Source organism: Bosea sp. ANAM02 (genome assembly GCF_011764485.1).
Classification (GTDB): Bacteria; Pseudomonadota; Alphaproteobacteria; order Rhizobiales; family Beijerinckiaceae; genus Allobosea.
The window spans coordinates 1142916-1169117 of record NZ_AP022848.1 but is presented as its reverse complement, the minus strand read 5'-3'; the positions used below and the strand labels follow the sequence as shown (position 1 = coordinate 1169117).

The 26202-nt window shown below is 66.8% G+C and carries 21 protein-coding genes; 10 read left to right on the top strand and 11 right to left on the bottom strand.

Annotation, left to right across the window (positions count from 1 at the left end):
- Positions 1 to 50: 50 nt before the first annotated feature.
- From OCUBac02_RS05630 to OCUBac02_RS05620, 3 genes are read left to right on the top strand one after another with little or no spacing between them, the layout of a single operon-like run.
- The gene (locus OCUBac02_RS05630) at positions 51 to 2759 is read left to right on the top strand and encodes a sensor histidine kinase (RefSeq protein ID WP_173044056.1); all 2709 of its coding nucleotides are present in this window, start codon (positions 51 to 53) and stop codon (positions 2757 to 2759) included.
- Positions 2756 to 3448: a response regulator transcription factor gene (locus OCUBac02_RS05625; RefSeq protein WP_173044054.1), complete on the top strand. Its 693-nt coding sequence runs from the start codon at positions 2756 to 2758 to the stop codon at positions 3446 to 3448. Before OCUBac02_RS05630 ends, OCUBac02_RS05625 begins: the two co-directional genes overlap by 4 nt.
- Positions 3449 to 3476: 28 nt before the next feature.
- Entirely contained in the window at positions 3477 to 3923 is a 447-nt protein-coding gene (locus OCUBac02_RS05620) for a PTS sugar transporter subunit IIA (protein ID WP_173044052.1), read from the top strand.
- On the opposite strand, the gene OCUBac02_RS05615 is transcribed toward OCUBac02_RS05620, so the two are convergent.
- Complete coding sequence (locus tag OCUBac02_RS05615) at positions 3896 to 4897, bottom strand: LysR family transcriptional regulator (RefSeq protein WP_173044050.1); 1002 nt, start codon at positions 4895 to 4897, stop codon at positions 3896 to 3898. The two genes, OCUBac02_RS05620 and OCUBac02_RS05615, sit on opposite strands and share 28 nt — an antisense overlap.
- 108 nt (positions 4898 to 5005) lie before the next feature.
- On the opposite strand from OCUBac02_RS05615, the gene OCUBac02_RS05610 reads away from it, so the two are divergent.
- The 3 genes from OCUBac02_RS05610 (at position 5006) to OCUBac02_RS05600 (ending at position 10489) form a co-directional block, all read left to right on the top strand.
- The gene (locus OCUBac02_RS05610; protein ID WP_173044048.1) at positions 5006 to 5842 is read left to right on the top strand and encodes an alpha/beta hydrolase fold domain-containing protein; all 837 of its coding nucleotides are present in this window, start codon (positions 5006 to 5008) and stop codon (positions 5840 to 5842) included.
- A 50-nt stretch (positions 5843 to 5892) separates the two neighbouring features.
- A complete protein-coding gene (locus OCUBac02_RS05605) occupies positions 5893 to 7107 on the top strand; it encodes an efflux RND transporter periplasmic adaptor subunit (protein ID WP_173044045.1) in 1215 nt (404 codons plus the stop codon).
- A 202-nt stretch (positions 7108 to 7309) separates the two neighbouring features.
- Complete coding sequence (locus tag OCUBac02_RS05600; protein WP_173044043.1) at positions 7310 to 10489, top strand: efflux RND transporter permease subunit; 3180 nt, start codon at positions 7310 to 7312, stop codon at positions 10487 to 10489.
- Between the two features lie 218 nt (positions 10490 to 10707).
- Here the strand turns inward: OCUBac02_RS05600 and OCUBac02_RS05595 are convergent, their stop codons facing one another.
- The 5 genes from OCUBac02_RS05595 to OCUBac02_RS05575 all read right to left on the bottom strand — a co-directional run bounded on the left by OCUBac02_RS05595 (position 10708) and on the right by OCUBac02_RS05575 (position 16082).
- Positions 10708 to 11580, bottom strand: coding sequence for an ABC transporter permease (locus tag OCUBac02_RS05595; RefSeq protein ID WP_047574571.1), 873 nt, complete (start codon positions 11578 to 11580; stop codon positions 10708 to 10710).
- Between the two features lie 151 nt (positions 11581 to 11731).
- Complete coding sequence (locus OCUBac02_RS05590) at positions 11732 to 12778, bottom strand: ABC transporter substrate-binding protein (protein ID WP_173044041.1); 1047 nt, start codon at positions 12776 to 12778, stop codon at positions 11732 to 11734.
- A 36-nt stretch (positions 12779 to 12814) separates the two neighbouring features.
- The gene (locus OCUBac02_RS05585) at positions 12815 to 13873 is read right to left on the bottom strand and encodes an ABC transporter ATP-binding protein (protein WP_173044039.1); all 1059 of its coding nucleotides are present in this window, start codon (positions 13871 to 13873) and stop codon (positions 12815 to 12817) included.
- A 4-nt stretch (positions 13874 to 13877) separates the two neighbouring features.
- A complete protein-coding gene (locus OCUBac02_RS05580) occupies positions 13878 to 14693 on the bottom strand; it encodes an ABC transporter permease (RefSeq protein WP_052232415.1) in 816 nt (271 codons plus the stop codon).
- 153 nt (positions 14694 to 14846) lie between these two features.
- Positions 14847 to 16082: a metal-dependent hydrolase family protein gene (locus OCUBac02_RS05575; protein ID WP_173044037.1), complete on the bottom strand. Its 1236-nt coding sequence runs from the start codon at positions 16080 to 16082 to the stop codon at positions 14847 to 14849.
- Positions 16083 to 16585: 503 nt separating this feature from the next.
- On the opposite strand from OCUBac02_RS05575, the gene OCUBac02_RS05570 reads away from it, so the two are divergent.
- From OCUBac02_RS05570 to OCUBac02_RS05560, 3 genes are all read left to right on the top strand, one after another.
- Positions 16586 to 17233 (top strand): hypothetical protein, encoded by a 648-nt coding sequence (locus OCUBac02_RS05570; RefSeq protein WP_173044035.1) that lies wholly within the window; start codon positions 16586 to 16588, stop codon positions 17231 to 17233.
- Between the two features lie 75 nt (positions 17234 to 17308).
- Positions 17309 to 18421 carry a CaiB/BaiF CoA transferase family protein gene (locus OCUBac02_RS05565; RefSeq protein ID WP_173044033.1) on the top strand — a complete coding sequence of 371 codons (1113 nt, stop codon included), beginning with the start codon at positions 17309 to 17311 and terminating at the stop codon, positions 18419 to 18421.
- 246 nt (positions 18422 to 18667) lie between these two features.
- The gene (locus tag OCUBac02_RS05560) at positions 18668 to 19411 is read left to right on the top strand and encodes an aspartate/glutamate racemase family protein (RefSeq protein WP_047580227.1); all 744 of its coding nucleotides are present in this window, start codon (positions 18668 to 18670) and stop codon (positions 19409 to 19411) included.
- A 10-nt stretch (positions 19412 to 19421) separates the two neighbouring features.
- Here OCUBac02_RS05560 and OCUBac02_RS05555 read toward each other — a convergent pair whose 3' ends face one another.
- Complete coding sequence (locus tag OCUBac02_RS05555; protein WP_047580228.1) at positions 19422 to 20333, bottom strand: NAD(P)-dependent oxidoreductase; 912 nt, start codon at positions 20331 to 20333, stop codon at positions 19422 to 19424.
- 101 nt (positions 20334 to 20434) lie between these two features.
- On the opposite strand from OCUBac02_RS05555, the gene OCUBac02_RS05550 reads away from it, so the two are divergent.
- Complete coding sequence (locus tag OCUBac02_RS05550) at positions 20435 to 21508, top strand: LacI family DNA-binding transcriptional regulator (protein WP_173044031.1); 1074 nt, start codon at positions 20435 to 20437, stop codon at positions 21506 to 21508.
- A gap of 161 nt (positions 21509 to 21669) precedes the next feature.
- On the opposite strand, the gene OCUBac02_RS05545 is transcribed toward OCUBac02_RS05550, so the two are convergent.
- The 4 genes from OCUBac02_RS05545 to OCUBac02_RS05530 form a co-directional block, all read right to left on the bottom strand.
- Complete coding sequence (locus OCUBac02_RS05545; protein ID WP_173044029.1) at positions 21670 to 22563, bottom strand: NAD(P)-dependent oxidoreductase; 894 nt, start codon at positions 22561 to 22563, stop codon at positions 21670 to 21672.
- Positions 22564 to 22746: 183 nt separating this feature from the next.
- On the bottom strand, positions 22747 to 23649 hold the full coding sequence (locus OCUBac02_RS05540) for a carbohydrate ABC transporter permease (protein ID WP_047578375.1): 903 nt from the start codon (positions 23647 to 23649) through the stop codon (positions 22747 to 22749).
- The gene (locus OCUBac02_RS05535; protein ID WP_047578377.1) at positions 23642 to 24598 is read right to left on the bottom strand and encodes a carbohydrate ABC transporter permease; all 957 of its coding nucleotides are present in this window, start codon (positions 24596 to 24598) and stop codon (positions 23642 to 23644) included. The genes OCUBac02_RS05540 and OCUBac02_RS05535 overlap by 8 nt, the downstream gene beginning before the upstream one ends.
- Before the next feature lie 138 nt (positions 24599 to 24736).
- The gene (locus OCUBac02_RS05530; protein WP_173044027.1) at positions 24737 to 26041 is read right to left on the bottom strand and encodes an ABC transporter substrate-binding protein; all 1305 of its coding nucleotides are present in this window, start codon (positions 26039 to 26041) and stop codon (positions 24737 to 24739) included.
- Positions 26042 to 26202: the final 161 nt, after the last annotated feature.

Below are 26202 nucleotides of genomic sequence, written 5' to 3'. Positions count from 1 at the left end.
CAAAGGCCCCGGCGGCGCGCAAGGCGCCGCCGCTTTCCCCTGCGGACCGCATGACCATCGCCGACAGCCATCGCGAGACGAGAGGCAGGCCCTCGCCCGAGGCGCTGCTGGCGAGTGCCCAGCGCGAAGGCCGTGGGCGCCTGAAGATCTTCCTCGGCGCGGCGCCCGGCGTCGGCAAGACCTACGAGATGCTGACCGCCGGACGAGCGCGCCGGGCCGAGGGGGTCGATGTCGTGATCGGCGTCGTCGAGACCCATGGCCGCAGCGAAACGCAGGCGCTGGTCGACGGCTTCGAGATCGTCCCGCGCCGGCTCGCCGACTACAAGGGCCGCGCGCTCGACGAGATGGACCTCGACGCGATCCTGGCGCGCCGCCCGGCGCTCGTCCTCGTCGACGAGTTCGCCCATACCAATGCGCCCGGCAGCCGCCATCCCAAGCGCTATCTCGATGTCGAGGAACTGCTCGCGCGCGGCATCGACGTCTACACCACGCTCAACATCCAGCATGTCGAGAGCCTGAACGACGTCGTCGCCCAGATCACCCGGATCCGCGTGCGCGAGACCGTGCCGGATTCGATCGTCGACCGCGCCGACGATATCGAGATCATCGACCTGACCCCGGCCGACCTGATCAAGCGGCTCGAAGAGGGCAAGGTCTATCTCGGCAAGACCGCCAAGCGCGCCGTCGCCAATTATTTCTCGCCGGGCAACCTGACGGCCCTGCGCGAGCTGGCGCTGCGCCGCACCGCTCAGCGGGTCGATGAGCAGCTTCTCAGCCATATGCAGGAACACGCGATCTCCGGCCCCTGGGCGGCGGGCGAGCGCATCCTGGTCTGCATCGACGACAGCGCCGGGGCGTCGGCCCTGATCCGCCATGCCAAGCGGCAGGCCGACCGCCTGCGCGCACCCTGGAGCGCGCTCCATGTCGAGACACCACAGGAAGCCGCCCTGCCCGAAGCGGCCAAGACCCGCATCGCCAATGCGCTCCGGCTCGCGGCACAGCTCGGCGCGGAGGCGATCACGCTGCCCGGTCAAGACGTGGCGGGCGAAATCTTGCGCCATGCAGCCAGCGGCAACGTCACCCAGATCATCGTCGGCAAGCCGGCCAAGCCGCGCTGGCGCGAGTGGCTCAAGGCCTCCGTCTCGCATGAACTGATCAGTCGCGCCGGCGATATCGGCATCCATGTCGTCGCCTTGCGCGAGCAGCCGCCGGAGACGGACGCCGGCGTCTCGGCCATCGGCAAGTCCGGCCTCTCGGCCAGGCCCTATCTCGCGGCGGCGGCCTATGCCGCAATGGCGCTCGGCGCGGCCAAGCTGCTCAGCGAGATCATGGACCTGCGCAATATCGCGCTGGTCTTCCTGACCGCCGTGCTCGCCTCGGCCGTAACGGCAGGGCTCTGGCCGGCCCTCTTCGCCTCGCTGCTGAGCGCGCTCGCGCTGAACTTCTTCTTCATCGCGCCGCTCTATACGCTCACGATCGCCGATCCCGAGAACGTCGTAGCGCTCGGCTTCTTCCTGCTCGTCGCGCTGATCGCCTCGAACCTCACCGCCCGCGTCCAGCGCCAGGCCAATGCCGCCCGCCAGCGCGCCCGCACCACCGAGGACCTCTATCTCTTCTCGAAAAAGCTCGCCGGCACCGGCACGCTCGACGACGTGCTGTGGGCCAGCGCCTTCCAGATCGCCTCGATGCTGCGCCTGCGCGTCGTCATCCTGATGCCGGATGAGGGAACGCTCGATGTCCGTGCCGGCTATCCGCCCGACGACACATTGGTCGATGCCGATATCGCCGCCGCGCGCTGGGCCTGGGAGCATGACCGCCCGGCCGGGCGCGGCGCCGACACCTTGCCCGGCGCGAAGCGGCTCTATCTGCCCCTGCGCACCGGCCGCACCGCCATCGGCGTGATCGGCCTCGACGACGACAAGGAGGGTCCGCTGCTGACGCCGGAGCAGCAGCGCCTGCTCGATGCGCTGGCCGACCAGGCTGCGGTGGCCATCGAGCGTATCCAGCTCGTCGCCGATGTCGACCGCGCCAGGCTCGCGGCCGAGGCCGACCGCCTGCGCTCGGCCCTGCTGACCTCGATCTCGCATGACCTCAAGACGCCGCTGGCCTCGATCATGGGCGCGGCTGGCACCTTGCGCGACTATCGCCAGGCCCTGCCGGAAGAGGATCGCACCGCGCTGCTCGCGACCGTGATCGACGAATCCGAGCGGCTCAACCGCTTCATCGCCAATCTCCTCGACATGACCCGGATCGAATCTGGCGCGATGGAGCCGAACGCCGCGCTCGTCGATGTCGCCGACGTGGTCGGCAGCGCCTTGCGCCGCGCCAGCAAGATCACCTCCGGCCACCCCATCGAGACCGCCCTGCCCGGCGACCTGCCGATGCTCAGGCTCGACCCCGTCCTGTTCGAGCAGGTGCTGTTCAACCTGCTCGACAACGCCGCGAAATATGCCCCCACCGGCAGCGCCATCGCCATCCGCGCCCGGCAGGACGGCCGCGAAGTGCTGGTGACGGTGACCGACGAGGGACCGGGCCTGCCGCCCGCCGATCTCGAACGCGTCTTCGACAGCTTCTACCGCGTCCGGAAGGGCGATCAGGTCCGCGCCGGAACCGGGCTCGGCCTCGCCATCTGCCGCGGCTTCGTCGAGGCCATGGGCGGCACGATCACGGCGGCCAACCGGACGGATCGCAGCGGCGCGGTCTTCACCATCCGCATGCCGGCTGACAGTCAGCCTAAGACATTGGAATCACAATCATGACGGCAACGGATATCAAGGTGCTGGTCGTGGACGACGAGCCGGCGATCCGCCGCCTGCTCCGCGTCGGCCTCTCGACCGAGGGCTATGCCATCCGCGAGGCCGCGACGGCGCGCGAGGCGATCGAACGCATCGCCGAGGAAATCCCCGATCTCGTCATTCTCGATCTCGGCCTGCCCGACCTGTCCGGGCAGGAGCTCCTGCAGAAATGGCGCGCCGAGGCGCTCACCCTCCCAGTCGTCATCCTGTCGAGCCGCACCGATGAGGCCGGTATCGTCGAGGCGCTGGAGAACGGCGCCGACGACTATGTCACCAAGCCTTTCGGCATGAAGGAACTGGCGGCCCGCCTGCGCGTCGCCTTGCGCCACAAGCTACAGCAGCAGGGCGAGAAGCCGATCTTCCAGACCGGCGAGCTCTCCGTCGATCTGGTCAAGCGCATCGTCCGGCTTGGCGAGCAGGAGGTGAAGCTTTCGCCCAAGGAATACGACATCCTGCGCATCCTCGTGCAGCATGCCGGCAAGGTGCTGACCCATCAGTTCCTGATGAAGCAGCTCTGGGGCGCCTCGGCCGATGTGCAGTACCTGCGCGTCTATGTCCGGCAGCTCCGCCAGAAGATCGAGCGCAGCCCCGACCAGCCGCAATACATCACCACCGAGACCGGCGTCGGCTACCGCCTGCGCGAAGCCGAATGAGCCCTGCCGCAAGGCACAAGACCGAACCATGACCCCAGCAGACATCATCCGCCCGCGCTCGATCGTCAGGCTCGCCGCCGCGAACAAGCCGGCTTTGTTCCGAGCGCTTGCGAAGAAGGCGGCCGAGCAGCTCGCCTTGCCGGAAGCCGCGATCCTCGACGCGCTCAACCGCCGCGAGGCGCTGGGCTCGACCGGGGTCGGCGGCGGGCTGGCGATGCCGCATGCGCCTGTCGAAGGCCTCGCCGAACCCTTCGGACTGCTGGCGCGCCTTGAAAAGCCCGTCGCCTATGAGGCGATCGACGGCGCGCCTGTCGATCTCGTCTGCCTGGTGCTGACGCCGGTGAATGGCGGCAAGGGCCGCATCGATGCGCTGGCCTGCATCGCGAAGCGCCTGCGCCCGGCCGAGATCCGCGACCGCATCCGCAAGGCCGCGGGCGGAGAGGACATCTACGCGCTGCTGCTCGACGAAAGCTGATCGGCCTTGGCCGGGATCGGCACCGGCACGGAGGGCAGGATCGTCGGCTTGCAACTGCCGCCGCGCGACAGCACAAACTCGTCGCGCGCAAACAGCTCTGCCAGCCAGTCGACGAAGACGCGCACCTTGTTGCTGAGGTGGCGGTTCGGCGGATAGACGATGTGCAGCGGCTTCGGCGCCGTGCACCAATCCATGAGCAGGGGCACGAGCCGTCCGTCGGCGATCGGCGCGCGGGCCATGAAGGTCGGCAACTGCATGATGCCGTGGCTGGCGAGCCCGGCGGCGAGATAGCCCATGCCGTCATTCAGCGCGATTGCATAGCGCCCGGAGACCTCGATCGTCTCGTCCCGGTTCTGGTAGACCAGCGGCAGCACCCGCCCGCCGAGGGCCGGCCGATAGGCGACGATCCGGTGCCCGTCCTCGATATCGCGCGGATGCAACGGCGTGCCGTGGCGCGCGAGATAATCCGGCGTCGCGCAGGTAATGAGCTGCATCTCGCCGATCCGCCTTGCGATCAGGCTCTGATCGACGATCTCGCCCGCTCGCACGGCACAATCGAGGTTCTCCCCGATCAGGTCCGCCGGCCGGTCGCTCAGGCCGAGATCGAGCTGGATATCGGGATAGCGGGCGTGGAACTCGTGCAGCGCCGGGATGATCACCGAGACCGCGAGCGAGGAGCTGCAATCCACCCTGAGCCGCCCGCTCGGCCGCGCCTGTGCCAGCGTCAGGCTCGCATCGAGCTCGGAGAGTTCGTCGAGCAGGCGCAGCGCCCGCTCGTAATAGGCCGCGCCGTCCATGGTCACGGTCACGCGCCGCGTCGTCCGGTTCAGCAGCTTGGCACGCAGATGCGCCTCAAGCTGCTGGATCAGCTTCGTGACGGTCGGCTTCGGCATGTCCAGGAGATCGGCGGCGCGCGTAAAGGTCCCGGTCTCGACGACCCGCACGAAGGCCCGCATCGCGGCAAGCTGGTCCATATGCCCTCGGATTGTTTCTGTACGTGAACAATGAATGAGCAGATAGCGTATTTATTCCGGAATGCCGATTCACTATCTCGTGCTGCAACGCAACAGCGAGGGTTCATCATGCCCGCGATCGCCGCGCAAAGATTGCAACCGGTCCTTTCCGTCTTCTGGCGCGAGGAAACCCTGAACGCCCGTGGAGAGAGTTTCACAGGCCGGCTCTATGTCCCCGCCGAGGTTCCGGACAATGCCGGGCTCGTGCTGCACCTGCATGGCGGCCATTTCAACAGCGGTTCGCCGGCCGAGGGGCAGGCCGTCGCCACGGCTTTGACCGAGGCCGGCGCGGTCGTGTTCTCGCTTTCCTATCCGCTCGCGCCGGTACAGCGCTTTCCCGAGACGCTGGAGCGCATCTATGCAGCGCTCGAGGCTCTTGCCAGGGGGCGCAATCGCTGGGCGACGCGCGGCGCGCCGCTCTACATCGCCGGCGAGGAAGCCGGCGGCAATCTCGCCGCGGCGCTGGCCATGATGGCGCGCGATCGCGGCGGCCCGGCGCTCGCCGGCCAGATCCTGTTCTCGCCGATGCTCGACGCTTGCCTCGGCACTGCCTCGCTGCGCGGCGCGCAGGCCGGCCCGGTCGGCTGCCGCTGGGCCGATGGCTGGGCCGATTATCTCGGCACGCCCGAGCGTGCCGCCCACCCTTACGCCGCTCCGCTCCAGGCGACGCGCTTCGCCGGCCTGCCGCCGGCCTTGCTGATCAGCGGGCAGGACGACCCGATGCGCGACGAAGCGGCGCAATACGCCGATCGTCTCGGCCGGGCCGGCATCGCCGTCCGCCATGTCGAGTTCAGTGCGCCGACGCGCTGGCCGCAGGCCTATGCGGATGCTGCCGAGGAAGGCTCCTGTCTCTGCAAGAGCTGCGGCGAGATCGCCGCCTTCTATGAACGGACAGCGCCCTCCTAGCGCTCGCCTCTTTCGAACATCCCAAGCATTTCCAAGGAAGGACCGACCCCATGATTCCGGGAACGAACCGTCGCGGCCTTTTGGCCGGCCTCACCGCCTCCGTCGCCTTGACCGCCGTCACAGTCTTCGCATTGTCCGGCACCCGCGCGCAGGGCGACACAGCACCTGCGGCTCCGCCTGCCGTCCCCGTCTCCGTCGCGACCGTCGAGGCGCGCGAGGTCGTGCCCTGGGCCGAGTTCTCCGGCCGGCTGGAGGCGATCGAGCGCGTCGAACTGCGCTCGCGTGTCGCCGGCGTGGTCGAGGCCGTGCATTTCCGCGAGGGCAGTCTCGTGAAGCAGGGCGACCTGCTGGTCAGCATCGACCAGGCGCCCTATCTCGCCGATCTCCAGCGGGCCGATGCGCAGGTGCAGGGCGCGAAGGCCCGGGTCGCGCTCGCCGAAAGCGAGAACGAGCGCGGCCAGCAATTGCTGGCGACCCGCAACCTCTCCCAGCGCGACGTCGATACCCGCGTCAACAACCTGCGGGAGGCGCAGGCCAATCTCCAGGCCGCCGAGGCCGCCCGACGCACGGCGCAGCTCAACCTCGACTACACCCAGATCCGCGCCCCGATCAGCGGCCGTATCGGCCGGCTCGACGTCACCATCGGCAACCTGATCGCGGCCGGCGGGCAGGTCCTGACCTCGCTGCTCTCGGTCGATCCGATCTATGCCGCCTTCAATGCCGACGAGCGCAGCGTGCTCGATGCGCTCGCCTCGCTGCCGCAAGGAACAGGGGTACAGGGCTCGCGGGTGCTGGAGCAGATCCCGGTCAGGATCAGCACCGCGACGGCGCAGGCCGCGCAGTTCACCGGCAAGCTGCATTTCGTCGATAACGGCATCGATGGCGCCAGCGGCACGGTCCGCGTCCGCGCCCGGCTCGACAATCCCGACGGCAAGCTGATGCCCGGCCAGTTCGTCCGGGTCCAGCTCGGGCAGGCCAGGGCCGAGCAGCAGCTCGTGATCAACGAGCGCGCCGTCGGCACCGACCAGAACAAGAAGTTCGTCTTCGTCGTCGGCGACGACGCCAAGGCGGCCTGGCGTGAGGTCTCGCTCGGCGCCACCCATGACGGCCTGCGCGTCGTCAATACCGGCCTGAAGCCCGGCGAGCGCATCATCGTCAACGGCCTCCAGCGCGTCCGCCCCGGCGCGACCGTCGCGCCCGAGCCGGTGCCGATGGCGCAGAAGAGCGAACTGAAGAAACCCGCGACCGAACTCGCGCAACGCTGACAAAGCCCCGCCGTCATTCCGGGGCGCCCCGCAGGGGCGAGCCCGGAATCCAGAACCGATGCCATGCTGGAGAAAAGCACTCCGGCCGGGCCGCATCCCGATCAAGCCCAGCGGTTCTGGATTCCGGGCTCTTCGCTTCGCGAAGCCCCGGAATTACGGCGTTTTTCGTCCAATGTCCTATCCGCTCCGAAGGGGCGCACCCATGAACCTCTCGAAATTCTTCATCGATCGGCCGATCTTCGCGGCGGTCCTTTCCGTGCTGATCTTCCTGGCAGGGCTGCTCTCGATCAGGGCCCTGCCGATCTCCGAATACCCGGAAGTCGTCCCCCCGACGGTCGTCGTGCGGGCGCAATATCCGGGCGCCAGCCCGCGCGTGATCGCCGAGACGGTGGCGACGCCGATCGAGGAGCAGATTAACGGCGTCGAGGGCATGCTCTACATGTCGAGCCAGGCGACGACCGACGGCGTCATGACGCTGAACGTCACCTTCCGCCTGGGCACCGACCCGGACAAGGCCCAGCAGCTCGTGCAGAACCGCGTCAGCCAGGCCGAGCCGCGCCTGCCCGAGGAGGTGCGCCGGCTCGGCGTCACCACGGTCAAGAGCTCGCCGGACCTGACGATGGTGGTGCACATCACCTCGCCGAACGGCCGCTATGACATGACCTATCTGCGCAACTACGCGGTGCTCAACGTCAAGGACCGGCTCGCCCGCATCGACGGCGTCGGCCAGGTCCAGCTCTTCGGCTCGGGCGACTACTCGATGCGCGTCTGGCTCGACCCGCAGAAGGTCGCCGAGCACGGCCTGTCGCCCGGCGACGTCGTGCGCGAGATCCGCGCCCAGAACGTCCAGGCCGCGGCCGGCGTCATCGGCGCCTCGCCGAATGCGCCGGGCCTCGACCTGCAGCTTTCGGTGAACGCCCAGGGCCGCCTTCAGAACGAGGAGCAGTTCGGCGAGATCATCGTCAAGACCGCGGCCGACGGCGCGGTCGTCCGGCTGAAGGACGTCTCCCGCATCGAACTCGGCGCCGCCGACTATGCGCTGCGCTCGCTGCTCAACGGCAAGTCGGCCGTCGCCGTGCCGGTCTTCCAGGCCCCGGGCTCGAACGCCATCGCGATCGCCGACCGCGTCCAGGAGACGATGCGCGAGATCAAGCAGAACATGCCCGAGGGCGTGGATTATTCGATCGTCTACGACACCACCCAGTTCGTGCGCGCCTCGATCAAGGCGGTCATCACCACGCTGCTCGAAGCCGTCGCGCTCGTCGTGCTCGTCGTCATCGTCTTCCTGCAGACCTGGCGCGCCTCCATCATCCCGCTCGTCGCCGTGCCGATCTCGATCGTCGGTACCTTCGCGGTGATGTATGTCATGGGCTTCTCGATCAATGCGCTCAGCCTGTTCGGGCTGGTGCTCGCCATCGGCATCGTCGTAGACGACGCGATCGTCGTGGTCGAGAATGTCGAGCGCAATATCGAGAACGGCCTCTCCCCGCGCGAAGCCACCTATAAGGCGATGCGCGAGGTCTCCGGCCCGATCATCGCGATCGCGCTGGTGCTGGTCGCGGTCTTCGTGCCGCTCGCCTTCATCTCAGGCCTGACCGGCCAGTTCTACCGCCAGTTCGCGCTGACCATCGCGATCTCGACGGTGATCTCGGCGATCAACTCGCTGACGCTCTCGCCGGCTCTCGCCGCGCTGCTGCTGAAGGGCCATCACGCTCCCAAGGACGGGCTGACCCGCTTCATGGACAGGCTGTTCGGCTGGTTCTTCCGCGCTTTCAACCGCTTCTTCACCCGCTCGTCCGAGGCTTATGGCGGCGGGGTGCGCCGGGTGATCTCGCATCGCGCGGTGATGCTGGCGGTCTATGTCGTGCTGCTCGGTGCGACCGGCGTGCTGTTCAAGGCGGTGCCCTCGGGTTTCGTGCCGGGCCAGGACAAGCAGTATCTCGTCGGCTTCGCCCAGTTGCCGGATGCCGCGACCCTCGACCGGACGGAGGATGTCATCCGCCGCATGGACGAGATCGCGCTGAAGCATCCGGGCGTCGAGAACGCCATCTCCTTCCCCGGCCTCTCGATCAACGGTTTCACCAACTCGTCGAATTCCGGCATCGTCTTCGTCGGCCTGAAGCCCTTCGACCAGCGCAAGGACCCGTCCTTGAGCGGCAACGCCATCGCCGCCGATCTCAACAAGCAGTTCGGCGGCATCAAGGAAGCCTTCATCGCGATGTTCCCGCCGCCGCCCGTGCAGGGGCTCGGTACGATCGGCGGCTTCAAGCTGCAGATCGAGGATCGCGCCGGGCTGGGCTACGCGGCGCTCGACGAGGCGACCAAGGCCTTCATGGCCAAGGCCGCGACCGCACCCGAGATCGCCGGCATGTTCTCGAGCTTCCAGGTCAACGTTCCGCAGCTCTACGCCGATATCGACCGCACCAAGGCCCGCCAGCTCGGGGTGCCTGTGACGGAGGTGTTCGACACGCTGCAGACCTATCTCGGCTCGACCTATGTCAACGACTTCAACCGCTTCGGCCGCACCTACACCGTGCGCGTCCAGGCCGATGCGCCCTTCCGCGCCCAGCCCGAGCATATCGGCCAGCTCAGGGTGCGCTCGAACAGCGGCGAGATGATCCCGCTCAGCGCCGTGCTCAACGTGCGCAGCGATTCCGGGCCGGAACGCGCCATGCGCTATAACGGCTTCCTCTCGGCCGACATCAATGCCGGCGCGGCTCCGGGCTTCTCCTCGGGACAGGCGCAGGAGGCGGTGGAGCGCATCGCGAAGGAGACCCTGCCCAAGGGCTTCGCCTTCGAATGGACCGAGCTGACCTATCAGGAGATCCTGGCCGGCAACTCGGCGGTGATCGTGTTCCCCGTCGCGATCCTGCTGGTCTTCCTGGTGCTGGCGGCCCAGTACGAGAGCATGACCCTGCCGGTCGCCATCCTGCTGATCATCCCGATGGGCCTGCTGGCGGCGCTGACTGGTGTCTGGCTGTCGGGCGGAGACAACAACGTCTTCACCCAGATCGGCCTCGTCGTCCTGGTCGGACTATCCGCCAAGAACGCCATCCTGATCGTCGAATTCGCGCGGGAGCTCGAGTTCGAGGGCAGGACGCCGGTCCAGGCCGCGATCGAGGCCAGCCGCCTGCGCCTGCGGCCGATCCTGATGACCTCGCTCGCCTTCGTCATGGGCGTGGTGCCGCTGGTGATCTCGACCGGGGCCGGCGCCGAGATGCGGCAGGCCATGGGCATCGCGGTCTTCGCCGGCATGATCGGCGTCACCGCCTTCGGCATCTTCCTGACGCCGGTCTTCTACGTGCTGATGCGCAAGCTCGCGGGCAACCGCCCGCTCGCCCGACACGATATCGAGCCGCCGGTCCTGCAGGCTGCCGAGTAGGCCTAAGCCAACGAGAAAACCGCCTCCGGCCACCCGGCCGGGAGCGGTTTTGCTTGGGAACCTATTTGGACATTCCCTGAGCCCTCATCCTGAGGAGCCATTCTCTTGGGAATGGCGTCTCGAAGGATGTTTCAGGAGGCTCCGGAGGCATCTGGAACATCCTTCGAGACGCCGCTGACGCGGCTCCTCAGGATGAGGGCTCACATGGGCAACTCGCCTCAGCGATAGCGCCGCTGCACGGTGAGATGGGCGATCATGGTGAGCAGGATCGTCGCCGTCATCAGGATGAACGAGATCGCGCCGCCGAAGGGCCAGTTGTTCTGCTGCGCGAACTGGCCATAGACCAGCGGCCCCATCATCTGGAATTTCGGCCCGCCCAGCAGCACCGGCGTGGCATAGGCGTTCATCGCCAGGATGAAGGTCAGGATCGTGCCGGCGAGGATACCGGGCAGCGCCAGCGGCCAGAGCACGCGGCGGAACATCGCCGCGGGGCCGGCGCCGAGGCTGAAGGCGGCTTCCTCGACATTGCGCGGGATGCCCTCGATCACGCTCTGCAGCGTCAGCACCATGAAGGGCAGGTTGACCGCGATGATGCCGATCAGCACGGCATTCTCGGTATACATGATCTCCAGCGGCTGATCGATCAGGCCAAGCCCCATCAGCGAGGCGTTGAACGCCCCCTTGCTGCCGAAGAGCGTCATCCAGCCGGCGGCGCGCACGGCATTGCCGACGAAGAGCGGCAGCACGACTGCGATGACCATCAGGTTCTTGAAGCGGCTTTGCGTGCGCGCCAGCACATAGGCCAGAGGGAAGCCCATGATCAGGCAGGCCAGCGTGCAGATCACCGCGACGCGGACCGTGCGGGCGAGCACGTTGAGATAATAGGCATCGGTGAAGAACTTGACGTAGTTCTCGATCACCAGCGCATCGACCATGAACTGGCCGGGAACGAACTTGTTGAGCGAATAGCGGAACAGGATCGTCAGCGGCCCGATCAACATCAGGGCGACGAAAAGCGTCGCCGGCACGACGAGCAGGCCGGCGAGCCTGGTCCGTGCGCCGGCGACGGCTTCGGGAGCGGAAACACTCATAACCAACTCCTGTCATTCCGGGGCATGCCGAAGGCATGAACCCGGAACCCGCGACCGGGCGAGCGATCGCGGTTGCCGAAAATGCAAGTCTCGCCCAGTCGTGGGTTCCGGGTTCGCTCCAGCGGAGCGCCCCGGAATGACAAAGGGGGCATCAGGCCTTGAAGACCTTGTCCCACCACTCCTTCATCGCCGCGTCGTTCTTGGCGAGGAAGGCGTAGTCGAGGTCCTTCAGCGTCTTCTCCTCTTCCGGCGTGAAGCCGATGCGCTTGTGCAGCGCCGGATCGATCGTGAGGCCGGAGACGGTGCCGTTATAGCCCATGTCGACGGCGAAGGCCTCCTGCGGCGCCTTGGCCAGCATCGCGTCCATATAGGCGTAGGCATTGTCCTTGTTCGGCGCGTTCTTCTGGATCACGAAGCCCGAGACATAGGTCGGGATACCCTCGACCGGCGAGACCGCCTCGCAGGGGATGCCGGCGTTCTGCCATTGGACGACGCGCGCCTTCCAGATCGCGCTGATTCCGACCTCCTCGTTCTTCATCGCCTGGGCGAAGGCCTCGTTGGTCGGGTAGACGCGCGCCCCGGCCTTCTTGACCGCGAGCAGGATCTCCTTGGCCTTCTCCATGTCGTTCATGTCCTTGCCGCCGGTGGCGGCCATGGAGGCGGCGATGAAGATCGATTGGTACTGGATGTCGATGAAGCCGATCTTCGAACCCCATTTCGGATCGAGCCAGTCCTTGAAGCCCTTCGGCGCCGGCGAGATGATCTTGGGATTGTAGATGACGACGTTGCCCGAATAGATATGCCCGATGCCATAGGGATATTTCATCGTCGGCAGCAGGTTCTTGGCATTCGGGATCTTGGAGTAGTCGAGCTGCTCCAGGACACCGGCCTCGTTCATCTCGTACATGTTCGCGGCCGAGAGGCCCTGGATGTCGACGGTACCGCGCGGCAGGCGGCGCTCGGCCACCATCTTGGCCCGGCGCGGCGCGTCGCCGGCCTGGTCCTGCACCACCTCGATGCCCTTCGCCTTGAGGATCGGGTCCTCGATATTCTTGGTCAGCAGCCTGGCATAGTCGCCACCCCAGGTGCCGATGACGACGCGCCCGCCGGCCTGGGCGAGAGCCGGCATACCGGTCGCCGTCACCAGCGCTGCCGCGCCTGCACCTTTCAGAAGATCACGCCTGTCGAATGAAGCCATGGTATTCCCCTCGTTTCTGGACGCCGGATGGAGCCGTCAGGCCCCTTGCGGATAGACGAGCCCGGCGCTTTCGGCCCAGCCTATCGTGATGCTCTCGCCGACATGCGGTTCGGCGGACCCGACCTTGTTCGGGATCTGCAGAAGCATGCGGTCCTGCTCGTTGAGCGCGACCTGAACGTCGAGCAGCGCGCCGAGATAGGAGGCATGCTCGACCCGCGCCGGAAAACGGTTGGGCAACCCGTCCGCCTCGCCTCCGATCGCGATCCGCTCCGGCCGGAGCGCCAGTGTCGCGGGACCGGGCGCGGCAGCGGCGTCGCAGGCGATGTCGAGCCCGCCGCCGGTGCGGAAACGCCCCTGGCCCGTGACCTGCCCCTCGATGAAGGCGCTGCGCCCGATGAAGCCGGCGACGAAACGATCGGCCGGCTTCTCGTAGAGCTCGCGCTGGGTGCCGATCTGGCGCACCTGTCCTTTTTCCATGACGACGAGGCGGTCCGCCATGGTCAGCGCCTCCTCCTGGTCATGGGTCACCATGATCGTGGTGAGGCCTAGCTTCTGCTGCAATTCGCGGATCTCGATCCGCACCTCCAGGCGCAGCTTGGCGTCGAGATTGGAGAGCGGCTCGTCAAGCAGCAGCACCTGCGGCTCCATCGCCAGCGCGCGGGCGAGCGCGACACGCTGCTGCTGGCCGCCGGAGAGCTGGCGCGGATAGCGCTCGTCGAAGCCGCCGAGCCTGACCAGCCTGAGCGCCTCGGCGACGCGCGTGCCGCGCTCGGCTTGCGGCACCTTGTGCATTTCCAGCCCGAAAGCGACGTTCTGCGCCACCGTCATATGCGGGAACAGGGCGTAGCTCTGGAAGACCAGCCCGCAATGGCGCTTCCAGGGCGGCAGGTTGGTGACGTCCTGCTCGCCGATCTTGATCGCCCCCGATGTCGGCGCGATGAAGCCGGCGATCATGCGCAGGGTCGTGGTCTTGCCGCAGCCGGAGGGGCCGAGCAGGACGAGAAACTCCCCGTTGGCAACCGTGATGTCGACATCGTCGACGACCGTCAGCGCGCCATAGGTCTTCTTCAGGTGCGAGAGAGAAAGCCGCGCCATCCGTTCACACCACCCGGCTCAGTTTGACATAGCGATCGGTCACGATCATCGCGGCGCCGATCAGGACGATCTGGATCAGGGAGGCCGCCGCCACCGTCGGATCGATCTTCCATTCGAGATATTGAAGGATCGCGATCGGCAGCGTCGTCCGTCCCGGCCCGACCAGGAACAGGCTCATCTCGAGATTGCCGAAGGAGGTCACGAAGCTGAACAGCGCCGCCGCGACGATGCCGGGCCGGATGCTCGGCAGCGTCACCCGCCAGAAGGTGGTGACCGGGCCGGCGCCCAGATTCTGCGCGGCCTCCTCGATCGAGCGGTCGAAGCCGGCGAGGCTCGCCGTCACCAGCCGCACCACCCAGGGGATGACGACGAGCGTGTGCGCCGCGATGAGCCCGCCGAGCGAGCCCATCACCGGCAATTGCGTGGCGATCTCGACCTCGATCTGGAAGACATAGGTCGCGGTGCCCAGCACGATGCCCGGCATCACCAGAGGCAAAAGCAGCAGCGTGCTGATGCCGCCTCCCAGCGGAATGCGGTGGCGCACCAGTGCGAGGCTCGCGGGCACACCGAGAAGCAATCCGATCAGCGTCGATGCGACGGCGACCTGTAGGCTCAGCGTGAAGCCGTCGATGAAGGATTTGTTGTTCGCCGCGCCCGCGAACCATTTCAGCGAATAGCCCTCCGGCGGGAAGGACGGAATCTCCTGCCGGAAAAAGGCGAGCCAGGTCACGAAGATCAGCGGAAGCAGGATGAAGCCGAGCGACAGCCCGGCTGCACCATTCAAGGCGTAGCGCCCGAATCGCTGCGAACCGGCGCTCACCCGATCGTTCCCCTATGGCAGGCGGTTCCCTGCCGCATGTCGTCCACTCTGGAAGCCAAGACCGTCCCCTCGTTCGAACGGCAGTTTGCGACGCCACTTACAAACATTGAAGCCTGCATTTCCGTCATCTGCTGGCTGGCGGCTGGGCAGCTCTCAGTGCAGCGTATTCTTGTGGAAGGCGCCGCCCTTCATGATCGCGGCGAGATGCTTGCCCTGCTCCTGGAACAGCGCGAGATCCTTGAGCGGGTCGCCGTCGACCAGGATCAGGTCGGCGAAGGCGCCGGTCTGAACCGTGCCGAGCTTGCCTTCCATGCGCAGAATCTGGGCGCCGACCGTCGTCGCCGAGCGGATGATCTCCAGCGGCGAGAGCACCTCGCGGCGCAGCAGGAACTCGCGCGACTGCTCGCTCTGCAACTGGCCGAGCAGGTCCGAGCCATAGGCGACCGGCACGCCGGCCCGCTTGCAGATCTCGAGGGAGCGCAGGCCGCCATCGATGACGAGATCGTTCTTGGCCAGCATGTCGCCGGTCATACCGAACTCGGCCGCCCGCTCCTTCATCGCGTAATAGGCGACGAGATTGGCGGTGAGGAACATGTTGTTCTCCGCCATCAGCTTGGCCGAGGCCTCGTCGATCAGGTTGCCGTGCTCGATCGCGCGCACACCGCATTGCGCCGCCCGCGTGATCGCCTCCGGCGTATAGGCGTGCGCGCAGACATAGCGGCCGAACGCCTTCGCCTCCTCGACCGCGGCCTTCACCTCGTCGACGCTGAACTGCATCGAATCGAGCGGGTCGTAGGGGCTGGCGACGCCGCCGGACATCATGATCTTGATATGGTCGGCGCCGAGCCGCATCTGCTCGCGCACCGACTTGCGCACCGAGGAGACGCCGTCGGACACGTTCATCGTATAGGCCATGGCGTTGCAGCAATGGCAGCGCGCGCCGAAATCGGTGCGCCGGCGCGGGTCGCTATGGCCGCCGGTGGGGCCGATGGCAGCGCCCGCGATGAACAGGCGGGGACCGGCGACGTCGCCCTTCTCGACCGCTTCCTTGATGCCCCAATCGGCGCCGCCGGTATCGCGCACGCTGGTGAAGCCGCGATTGAGCATGCCCTTCATCAGCCGGACCGCGCGCGCCGTCATCAGCGTCAGCGGCATGCTCTCCATCGTACGGATATAGACCTCGGACAGGAAGACATGGACATGGCTGTCGATCAGGCCGGGCATCAGGGTGCGGCCGCCGCAATCGATCACATCGGCCTTGGCGTGCTTGAGCGGCTTGTCGGACAGCTCGCGGATTTGGTCACCCTCGACGACGAGCTCGTAGCCTTGGCGCAACTCGCCGAAACCGGGTTCGAGCAAAGCGAAATTCTTGAAATGAAGCATCGTCATTCCCGCCTCCGAATAGGCCCGTCAGCAAGCACCAGGCTCACGACCAAGGCATGATATGCACGCAACATCCAACCTGTCGACCTCTTGTCGACCTGACGCAGGTCCCTTCGATCGACCTGCGGGCATCCGAGGATGGCGACCGGCCCATCGATGCATGCCGAGCAGAACGCGATATCTCCCGCCTGGCAAGCGGCTTCCGGAGATCAATTTACTCTCGCCGCGGAGCGAATATTCTGACGCCGTGTCGCTCTGGACGGCGCCATACGCGTCGACGGGGCAGCTCCCCTGGGGAAAAAACCGGTGAACGCTCGATGATCCGCCTGAATACCTCGCAAGGCCTTCATCTACGGTTCGCGCTGCTGGCCGCCCTGCTGATTCCCGCTACCGCGGAGGCGGCGCTCCGGCCTTGCCGGGACGTCTCCTTTTCACGCCCCACCGTGCAGGAGGCCCGGCAGGAAGCTCTGACCCCGACCCCGGCCAACGGAATGGGATGCGTCAGGGGCGTGTCCGTCGCTGCGGGTGATGGCGCCCGCCTCTGGCGCTGCGCCGCCAGCTTCGACGACGGCGTCGAGATTCCCGAGAACGCGCCGGAACATGCCTTCCTGCTGGAGCGAACAGGACGGAAGCTCATCGAGATGCCGGATTCCCTGATGGCCGGCCGGCTCGGGAGCTTCGACCTGATCACGGTCGATCTCGACGGCGACGGCACGCGCGAGCGCGTGCTCGCCGCCTGGAACACCCAGGGCAACGGCATCGGCATCAATAGCTGGACCATCCGCGTCTTCGCCAGCGACTGGACGCTGCTGAAGCAGTTCGACGAGGTGCTCGACTGGGGCGACGGCCATCTCGTCGCAGCCCCACAGGGCAGGCCGGGCTGCGACATCGCGATCACGGGCTTCGTCGAGAGCCGGAATCGGCAAGGGCGCGAGGGTGTCTCCTACGAGGCCCGCTTCGTTGCGCTGCGTGCGGGAAGGCTCGTGCCGGCGGATGACCGCCCGACCCTCCAGCGCCGCTACGACCGCACCTTCGAGCGGCAGCGGACGGCCTTGTTCGAGCGTGACGAGAATCGGAATGCGCCCGAACTGAAGGGCGACCTGCAGGCATGGCTGTCTCATCGCTCGACGATCCGCAAGAAGCCGGACGCGCCATAGCGCCTCCGCGGCAGGCGGCGTTGCGCCATCCGCCGATGGCGGCTTCACTGCGCGCTGAACGGAGATTCGCGCGCCATGCCGGGCCCACTGGACGGGATCAAGATCGTCGACCTGACCACGGTCATCGCCGGCCCCTATGCGACGCAGACGCTGGGCGACATGGGCGCCGATATCCTGAAGGTCGAGCCGCCGGGCGGCGACATCATGCGCGCGCCCGGCCCGGCCCGCTCGCCCGGCATGGGCGCGGCCTTCCTCAACTGCAACCGCAACAAGCGCAGCATCGCGCTCGACATGAGATCGGCGGAGGATCTCGCTCGCCTGCAGGAGTTGATCGCGGATGCCGATGTCTTCATCCACAACATGCGGATGGGGGCGGCCCGCCGCTACGGGCTCGATCCGGAGACGCTGCTCGCCCGGCACCCGCCCCTGATCTACTGCGCCATCGTCGGCTTCGGCCAGGATGGGCCCTACCGCGACCGCCCGGCCTATGACGACGTCATCCAGGCCGCCTCGGGCTGGGCCGCGCTGGCCGGGCGCAGCGGCGATGCTCCGGCCTATGCCCCCACCATCGTCGCCGACAAGACCACCGCCCTCTTCGCCGTCGGCGCGATCAATGCCGCGCTCTATCACAGGGCGGTTTCAGGAGAAGGTCAGGCGATCGAGGTTCCGATGTTCGAGGCGATGGTCTCGTTCCTCGCCGTCGAGCATCTCGGCGGGCTGAGCTTCGAGCCCACGCGCGGCGCCAGCGGCTATTCGCGCGTGCTGTCGCGGCATCGCCGGCCCTATCGGACGGCGGACGGCTTCATCGCGGCAATGCCCTATACGGCTGCGCATTGGCAGGCCCTCTTCCGCGCCGCCGGGCGCGAGGACTGGGCGACGGACGAGGCACTCGGTGACGGCGCGACGCGCGCAGCGATGATCGACACGCTCTACGAACGGCTGGCGGAGTGCCTTCTGCACCGCACCTCCGCCGCATGGCTGGCGATCCTCGACCAGATCGACGTGCCCTGCTCCGCCATCAACACGCTCGACGACCTGCTGGACGACCCGCATCTGAAGGCGACAGGCTTCTTCGAAACCGTCGAGCATCCCACGGAAGGGCGGCTGGTCACGACGAAGCCGCCGATCCGTTTCAGCGCGACGCCCTGCACCATAACGAAACTCGCGCCGGACCCGCCCCGCTCATAGAGGTAGAACCCCGTCCAGCGCTTGCTGTAACCGCAGCGGAATGCGAGAACGCCCGGCAGTGCCGACGATGGCCGGCCGTGCCGGAATGGAAGCACTGTTTCTCCATTCATCCGCTTGCAGGCCGGACGGCAAATCTGCTGTTGATTTCAGACCGATGAGACATCGTCCGCTCCTGACAGCCACGACCTGGCCCGCTCGAACGATCAGCGAAGTCTCACGGCCGGATTTCGGATCGTGAGGACCCGCTTGCGCATTCTCCTGCTCAATCCCAACACCATGCCGGAGATGACGGCACTGGTCGCGCGCGTCGTCCAGCCCCATCTGCCGGCAGGGGCCGAACTCGTTCCGGTCACCGGACGTTTCGGTGCGCAATACATCGCCAGCCGCAGCGCCGGAGTCATCGCCGCCCATGCCGCGCTCGAGGCCTTCGCCGAGCACGGCCAGGATTGCGACGGCGTCTATCTCGCCTGCTTCGGCGATCCCGGCCTGCTCGCCCTCAAGGAGATGGCCCGGATTCCGGTGATCGGCATGGCCGAGGCCAGCAGCCGCCAGGCGGCGGAGCAGACCGGGCGCTTCGCCATCGTCACCGGCGGCGAACGCTGGGGGCCGATCCTGCACGAATTCGTCAGCTCGATCGGATTGGGCGATCGTCTCGCCGCCGTGGAGACCGTCGCGCCCACCGGCGCCGACATCGCCCGCGATCCCGAAGGCTCGATCGCCATGCTCGCGGAAGCCTGCCGCCTCGTCGCGAAACGTGACGGCGCCGGCGCTGTCATTCTCGGCGGGGCCGGGCTCGCCGGTCTTGCCTCCCGCGTCCAGCCGCATGTCGAGGTGCCGGTGATCTGCTCGGCCGAGGCCGGCATCCGCATGCTGCTGGCCGAGCTCGACCAGCCGCGTCCGAAGCCGCGGCAAGGCGATCTCGCCCTGCCTGCTCCGGTCGCCAGCACGGGGCTCTCGGCAGGTCTCTCCCGGTTGCTGGCGCAGCCCTGAGCGCGCTGCTTCAGCCCTTGCCGGCGAGCGAAATGCCGTTCAGCCCGGCGATCCAGTCGGATAGCATCGGCACGTAATCCTCGCCCTTGCCGCTGGCAACGGCCGCCGCATAGCTGTTCTTCACGGCATTGCCGATCGGATTGGCGACGCCGGCATCGTTGGCCACGCTCTCCAGATAGCGCACGTCCTTGAGCGCGTTGCTCAGCGTGAACTTGTGGGCGTCGCGGTCGCGCTCCAGCACATAGGTCATGAAGGTCTGGTAGAAGCCGCAATCCATGCGGCTGCCGCGGATGACGCTGTCGAAGGTCCGGGGCGAGATCCCGATCTTCTGGCCGAGCGTCAACGCTTCCGCATAGATCGCGGCATAGCCGAGCGACAGGAAATTGTTGATCAGCTTCATCTTGTGGCCATCGCCGACCGGACCGAGATGCACGATCTTCTGCGCCCAGGCCTCGCAGGCGGGCTTGATCCGGGCGAACACCTCCGGCGACGCGCCGACCATGGCCGAGAGCTGGCCGAGCGCGGCCTGCGCCGGCGTGCCGCCGAGCGGCGCATCCGCCAGATGCAGGCCCTTCGCTGCGAGCTCCGCCGCGAGCTTCAGCGTCACCGTCGGATCCGAGGTCGAGCAATCGACGATCACGGTGCCGGGCTTCGCCCCGGCGACGATGCCGTCCTCGCCCTTCAGCACGGCCTCGACCTGGGGCGAGCCGGTCACGCACAGGAAAATGATCCCGGACCGCGACGCAAGCTCCTTCGCCGTCTTCGCCTCGGCCGCGCCGGCAGCGACCAGCTCCTCGACCGGCTTGCGGTTGCGGTGCCCCATCACCGTCAGCGGGAAGCCCTTGTCGACGAGGTTGCGGGCCATGCCCTGCCCCATCAGGCCGACTCCGATGAAGCCGATGGACTCTTTGGTTGCAGTCATCTTCAAATTCTCCCGCTGATATGGTTGAGATGGAAGCGGACGTCGGCGGAATGGCCGGACAGGAAGCCGGCCTTCGGGCCCGCGCTCAGTGTGGACGTGTCATGACCGCCAGCGACCCGCCCGGGCCCCGCCTGCCCAACAGCCCGCCGCCCGCCGGACGCAGCCGCGTCACGCTCCAGGTCATCGCCGAACGTCTCTCGGTATCGACCGCGACGGTATCGCTGGCGCTGCGCGGCTCGCAACTCGTGGCTGAAGCCACGCGCCACCGGGTGCGCGAGATCGCCCGCGAAATGGGCTACAGCTACAATCGCAGCGCCGCGTCGTTGCGCACCGACCGCACCAACATCATCGGCGTCGGCTTCCACGACATCACCAACCCCTATTTCGCCGAGCTCCTGGCGGCGATCGACGAAACCGCCGGCCGCTACGACCGCTCCATCCTGCTCGGCACCTATGCCGAGGACCTCGACCGGCAGCAGCGCGTGCTCGGCACGCTCGCCGAATACCGGCCCGACGGCATGGTCCTGTGCTCGGCCGGCGGCAGCACGGTGGAAAGCCTCGCTCCCCTGATCGATGCCGGCGTTCCGATCGTCCAGCTCTCGCGCGAGATCCCCGCGCTCGACCTCGATTTCGTCGGCGCCGACGACCGCCACGGCACCAATCTGGCGATGGAGCATCTGATCGGGCTCGGCCATCGCCGAATCGCCTTCCTCTGCGCCAACGAGAGCATCTCGACCGGCCGCAACCGCTATGCCGGCTATCGCGATGCGCTCGCCCGTCACGGCCTGCCCTTCGACCCGGCACTGGTCCATTTCGACTACGGCACCCGCGAGAACGGGTTGAAGGGCATCCAGAAAGTGCTCGACGCCCATGACCCGCCGACCGCCGCCGCCTGCATGAACGATCTCGCCGCCTTCGGCGCGATGCTCGGCCTGCGCCATCGCGGGCTGGAAGCCGGCCGGGACTTCTCGATCGTGGGCTGCGACGACGTCAAGGAGGCGGCGCAGTGGTTTCCGGCCCTGACCACCATCTTCAATTTCCAGAACGACATGGGCGCCAAATCGGCCGAGTTCCTGCTGAACCGCATCGCCGATCCCACGGCCCCGACACAGCGCCTGCTGCTGACGCCGGCCCTCCATATCCGCGGAACGACCTGCCCGCCGCCGCGACGCTGAACCCTCACCCACCGCGCCCTCATCCTGAGGAGCGCTTCGTGGGAGCGCGTCTCGAAGGATGATCCAGGTGGCTCCCGAGCCCATTGGAGCATCCTTTGAGACGCCGCTGCGCGGCTCCTCAGGATGAGGGCTGAAGGTTGCGAGCACCGAGTCAGTCCTGTTCAGGCATCGTTCGCGGGCTTGGCGTTGAGCGCTCGATAGGCCCGGACCACCTGCGAATCGTCGCGCCCGCCATGGCCGAGGCCCGAGGCCGACAGGAACATCTGGTGCGCGGCAGCCGCCAGCGGCAGCGCCGTCTTCGCCGCGCGCCCGGCATCGAGCACGATGCCCAGATCCTTGACGAAGATATCGACGGCGCTCGCCACGACCGGATCGGGCTCGTGCATACGCGGCCCGCGATCCCGGAGCATCCAGGACGAGGCGGCAGAGCCGCCCATGATCTCGAAGAGCAGACGCCCGTCGATCCCGGCCTTCTCGGCCAGCGACAGCGCCTCGGCCGCCACCGCGATATGCACGCCGCAGAGCAATTGATTGACGGTCTTCACCGTCGCGCCCTGCCCGGCCTTCTCGCCGACATGGAAGACCTTGTCGCCGAGCGCATCCAGCACCGGCTTCGCCCGCGCGAAGCTTTCCCGGGGCGCACCGACCATGATGGTGAGCGTCGCATTGCGCGCGCCGTTCACCCCGCCCGAGACCGGCGCATCGATGAAATGCCGCCCGGTCTTCGTGACCTCAGCCGCGATCGCCTCCGCCTCGCCGGGCGGGCAGGTCGCCATCAGGACGACCGTCGCGCCCGGCGCCAGAACATCGAGCGCCCCGGCCTCGAACAGGACCGAGCGCGCCTGCGCCGCATTGACGACCATCAGCACCAGCGCCTCGGCGCCCTCGGCCGCCTCCCTCGCGCTCGCGGCAGCGTGCCCGCCCGCGGCGACGAGCGCCTCACGCGCCGCCTCGCGCATGTCGAAGCCGGTGACGCGGAACTGCTTCTTCACGAGGTTCTCGGCCATCGGCGCGCCCATGGCGCCGAGCCCGACGAAGGCGATGGAGGTCGTCATGATAGCAATCCCCTGGTGGACTCCACCGTCATGCTCGCCCTTGTGGCGAGCATCCACGTCTTGAACACCGCCCTCGACCAATGAAGACGTGGATGGTCGGGACAAGCCCGACCATGACGGACAGCGTCCGCTTGCATATCGAAATCTGCGGCCATAGCGCGGCCTCTGACGCCGCGAAGAAGCCTACTCCTTCACCGCACCCGTCATGGACGCGACGTAGTAGTCGACGAAGAAGGAATAGAGGATCGCGACCGGGATCGAGCCGAGCAGCGCACCGGCCATCAGCGAACCCCAGTGATAGACGTCTCCTTCGACGAGCTGGGTCAAGACCGCGACCGGGACCGTCTTCTTCTCCGCCGACTGGATGAAGGCGAGCGCATAGATGAACTCGTTCCAGGACAGGGTGAAGGCGAAGATGCCGGCCGAGATCAGGCCCGGCATGGCAAGCGGCAGGGTGATCCGCCACAGCGTCTGCAGCCGCGTCGCCCCGTCGATCATCGCGCATTCCTCGAGCTCGTAGGGGATCGACTTGAAATAGCCGATCAGGAGCCAGGTGCAGAACGGGATCAGGAAGGTCGGATAGGTCAGGATCAGCGCCAGCGGCGAGTCGAACAGGCCGAACTGGAAGATCAGCGTCGCCAGCGGAATGAACAAGATCGAGGGCGGCACGAGATAGGCGAGATAGATCGCGAGACCCACATATTGCGAGCCCTTGAACTTCAGGCGCTGGATCGCATAGGCCGCGAGCACGCTGGAGAACAGCGACAGCGCAGTGGCCACCGCCGCGACCATCATCGTGGTCCAGAGCCATTGCGGGTAGTCGGTCTGGAAGAGCAGCTTGTTGATGTTCTCCAGCGTCGGCGACTTCACCCAGAACGGATTGTTGTTCTTGTAGTCGAGCAACTCGCCGTTCGGTTTGATCGCCGTGATCGCCATCCAGTAGAACGGGAACAGTAGCACCAGCACGAACACCGAGAGCGGCAGGTAGAGCGTGATGAAGCGCCGCGGGCCGGACGACCAGTCGATGACGCCGTCGCGCTCCTTGTCCGTCAGCTGCGGGCGCGTTTCGAGGGTCTGGTCAGTCATTGTCTTCCCCCTGCTGCCACTTGCGCCGGGACAGGCCGTAATAGCTGAACAGCGTCGCCATCACGAGGAACGGGATCATCGCGACCGCGATCGCCGCGCCTTCGCCGAGCTGGCCGCCCGGGATGCCGCGCTGGAACGCCAGCGTCGCCATCAGATGCGTGGCGTTGACGGGCCCGCCGCGGGTGATCGCGTAGACCAGCTGGAAATCGGTGAAGGTGAACAGCACCGAGAAGGTCAGCACCACCGCCAGGATCGGCATCAGCATCGGCAGCGTGACATGCCGGAAGCGCTGCCAGGAATTGGCGCCGTCGAGCATCGCCGCCTCGTAGAGCGAGGGCGAGATCGTCTGCAGGCCGGCCAGCAGGCTGATCGCGACGAAGGGGATTCCGCGCCAGATATTGGCGGCGATCAGCGACCAGCGCGCCGGCCAGGGCTGGCCGAGGAAGTCGATATAGCTGTCGCGCCAGCCGAGCACGTCGACCAGCACATAGGAGATGATCGAGAATTGCGGGTCGTAGATCCACCAGAAGGCGATGGCCGACAGCACGGTCGGCACGATCCAGGGGATCAGGATGATCGCCCGGAGCAGCGACTTGAACGGCAGGTGGTTGTTGAGCAGCAGCGCCAGCCACAGGCCGAGCGCGAATTTTCCGATGGTCGCGGCACCCGTGTAGAGCAGCGTGTTCCAGACCGAGGTCATGAACACGCGATCGTGCCAGAGCGACACGAAATTCTCGAAGCCGATGAAGATGCCGGGCCTGCCGATGCGCGTATCGGTGAAGGCGAGCCAGATCCCCAAGCCCAGCGGATAGCTGAGGAAGATCAGCAGAAAGGCGGCCGCCGGCAGCAGGCACAGAAAGATCAGGAACGGCTTGTTGTCGAACAGTCGCACCAGCCAGCTTTGCTGCAGGTTATAGACGGTTCGCGATTCGGCGGCAGCTACGGCCATGGCGCCCTCGCGTTCGGGTCGGCAATGGCACCGGGGCGAAAGGCGGAAAGCGGCCTTTCGGGAATATCCGATGCGATCTCGCGTCGGCCGCCGGACGAGCCGGCGGCCGCGTGTCTCCGGATCAGCGCAATCAGCGCGTCAGGTCCGGTAGTAGCGCTTGGCGCGGCGCTCCGCTTCCTTGGCCGCTTCTTCCGGCGTGGCCTGGCCGGCACAGACCGAAGCGACCATCTGGACGACGACATATTCGGCATTGACCGTGCCGGCGGCTTCGTTGATCGCGCCCTTGTAGCCGCTCCACAGCGCCCGGTCCCAGGTATCGCGATAGACCACGATCTTCGGATCGGCCTGCCAGACCTTGCTCTCGGCATAGCCCTTCAACGGCTGGGCCCAGTAGCCGTAGCAGCCGGTCAGCCACTTGTCGTACTGCTCCTTCTCCATCATGAAGCGGAGATATTCCTTCGCAGCGTTCGGGTATTTGGTGTGCTTGAACGCCATGGCGTTGATGATCAGCGCCGGCTCCGACGGGCGCCCGAGCGGGCCGACCGGCATGGTGGCATGGTTCAGGTCCTTGCCGATCGCCGCGGTCTTCTCGTCCTTCGAGTTCTTGATCGAGAAATAGAGCGAGACGCCGTTCTGGGTCAGGCCGACTTCGCCGGCGGACAGCGCCTTGTTGTTGCTGATGTCGAGCCAGGACAGCGTGCCCGGAATAAAGGTCTCGTAGAGCGCCTTGGCGTATTTCAGCGCCTCGATCGTCTCCTTGGAGTTGATCGCGACCTTGTTGTTCTCGTCGACCATGTAGCCGCCATGGGTCCAGACAAGCCAGTTGCAGAAGGCATTGCCGTCGCCGACCGCGTTGCCGAGCGCGAAGCCGGCAGGATGGCCGATCTCCTTGAGCTTGCGGCAGAGCTTGAGGAAGCCGTCGAGATCCTTCGGAAAGGTATCGAAGCCCGCTTCCTTGACCCAGGATTCGCGATAGACCGCCGGCGCGCCGGAGGCGCCCATCGGGATCGAGATCCACTGGTTGGTCTTGTCCTTCTTGCCGTATTTCTCGGCGATCGGGTACCAGCCGCCGTATTTCTTGCCGAGCTCTTCGGCGATCGGCGTGAGATCGATCAGCTTGTCCGAGAAGATATGCGGGTCATCGGCCCAGCCGACGACGATATCGGGACCGGCACCGGTATTGGCCGTGACCGCGGTCTGCGGACGCAGGTCCTCCCAGCCGGCATAGTCGACCTTGACCTGAACGCCGGTCGCCTTTGTGAAGGCTTCGGTGTTCTCGTTGAAGATGGCCTGGTCGGGATCGACGAACTTGGTCGGGCGCAGCACGCGCAGGCTCGCACCCTGCTCGATCTTGGCTTGAGCGATGGACGACGTGAAGGGCAGGGTCGCGCCGGCCGCGAGCCCGGCGCCGCCGATCAGCACGTTTCTTCTGGAAATGTTCATGTAAACCGTCTCCTCCGTTGGGGCGGCGGCGGCCTGCATGGGACCACCGTCCTGCATGATGATGGGCGTTGACAGCGATCATCCGTCGCCCCGTCTGCAGGGCGGCGAATTCCTTGGAACCGGAGCCGACCGGGTGCGGACAAGGCCGGTCGGAAAAGCCG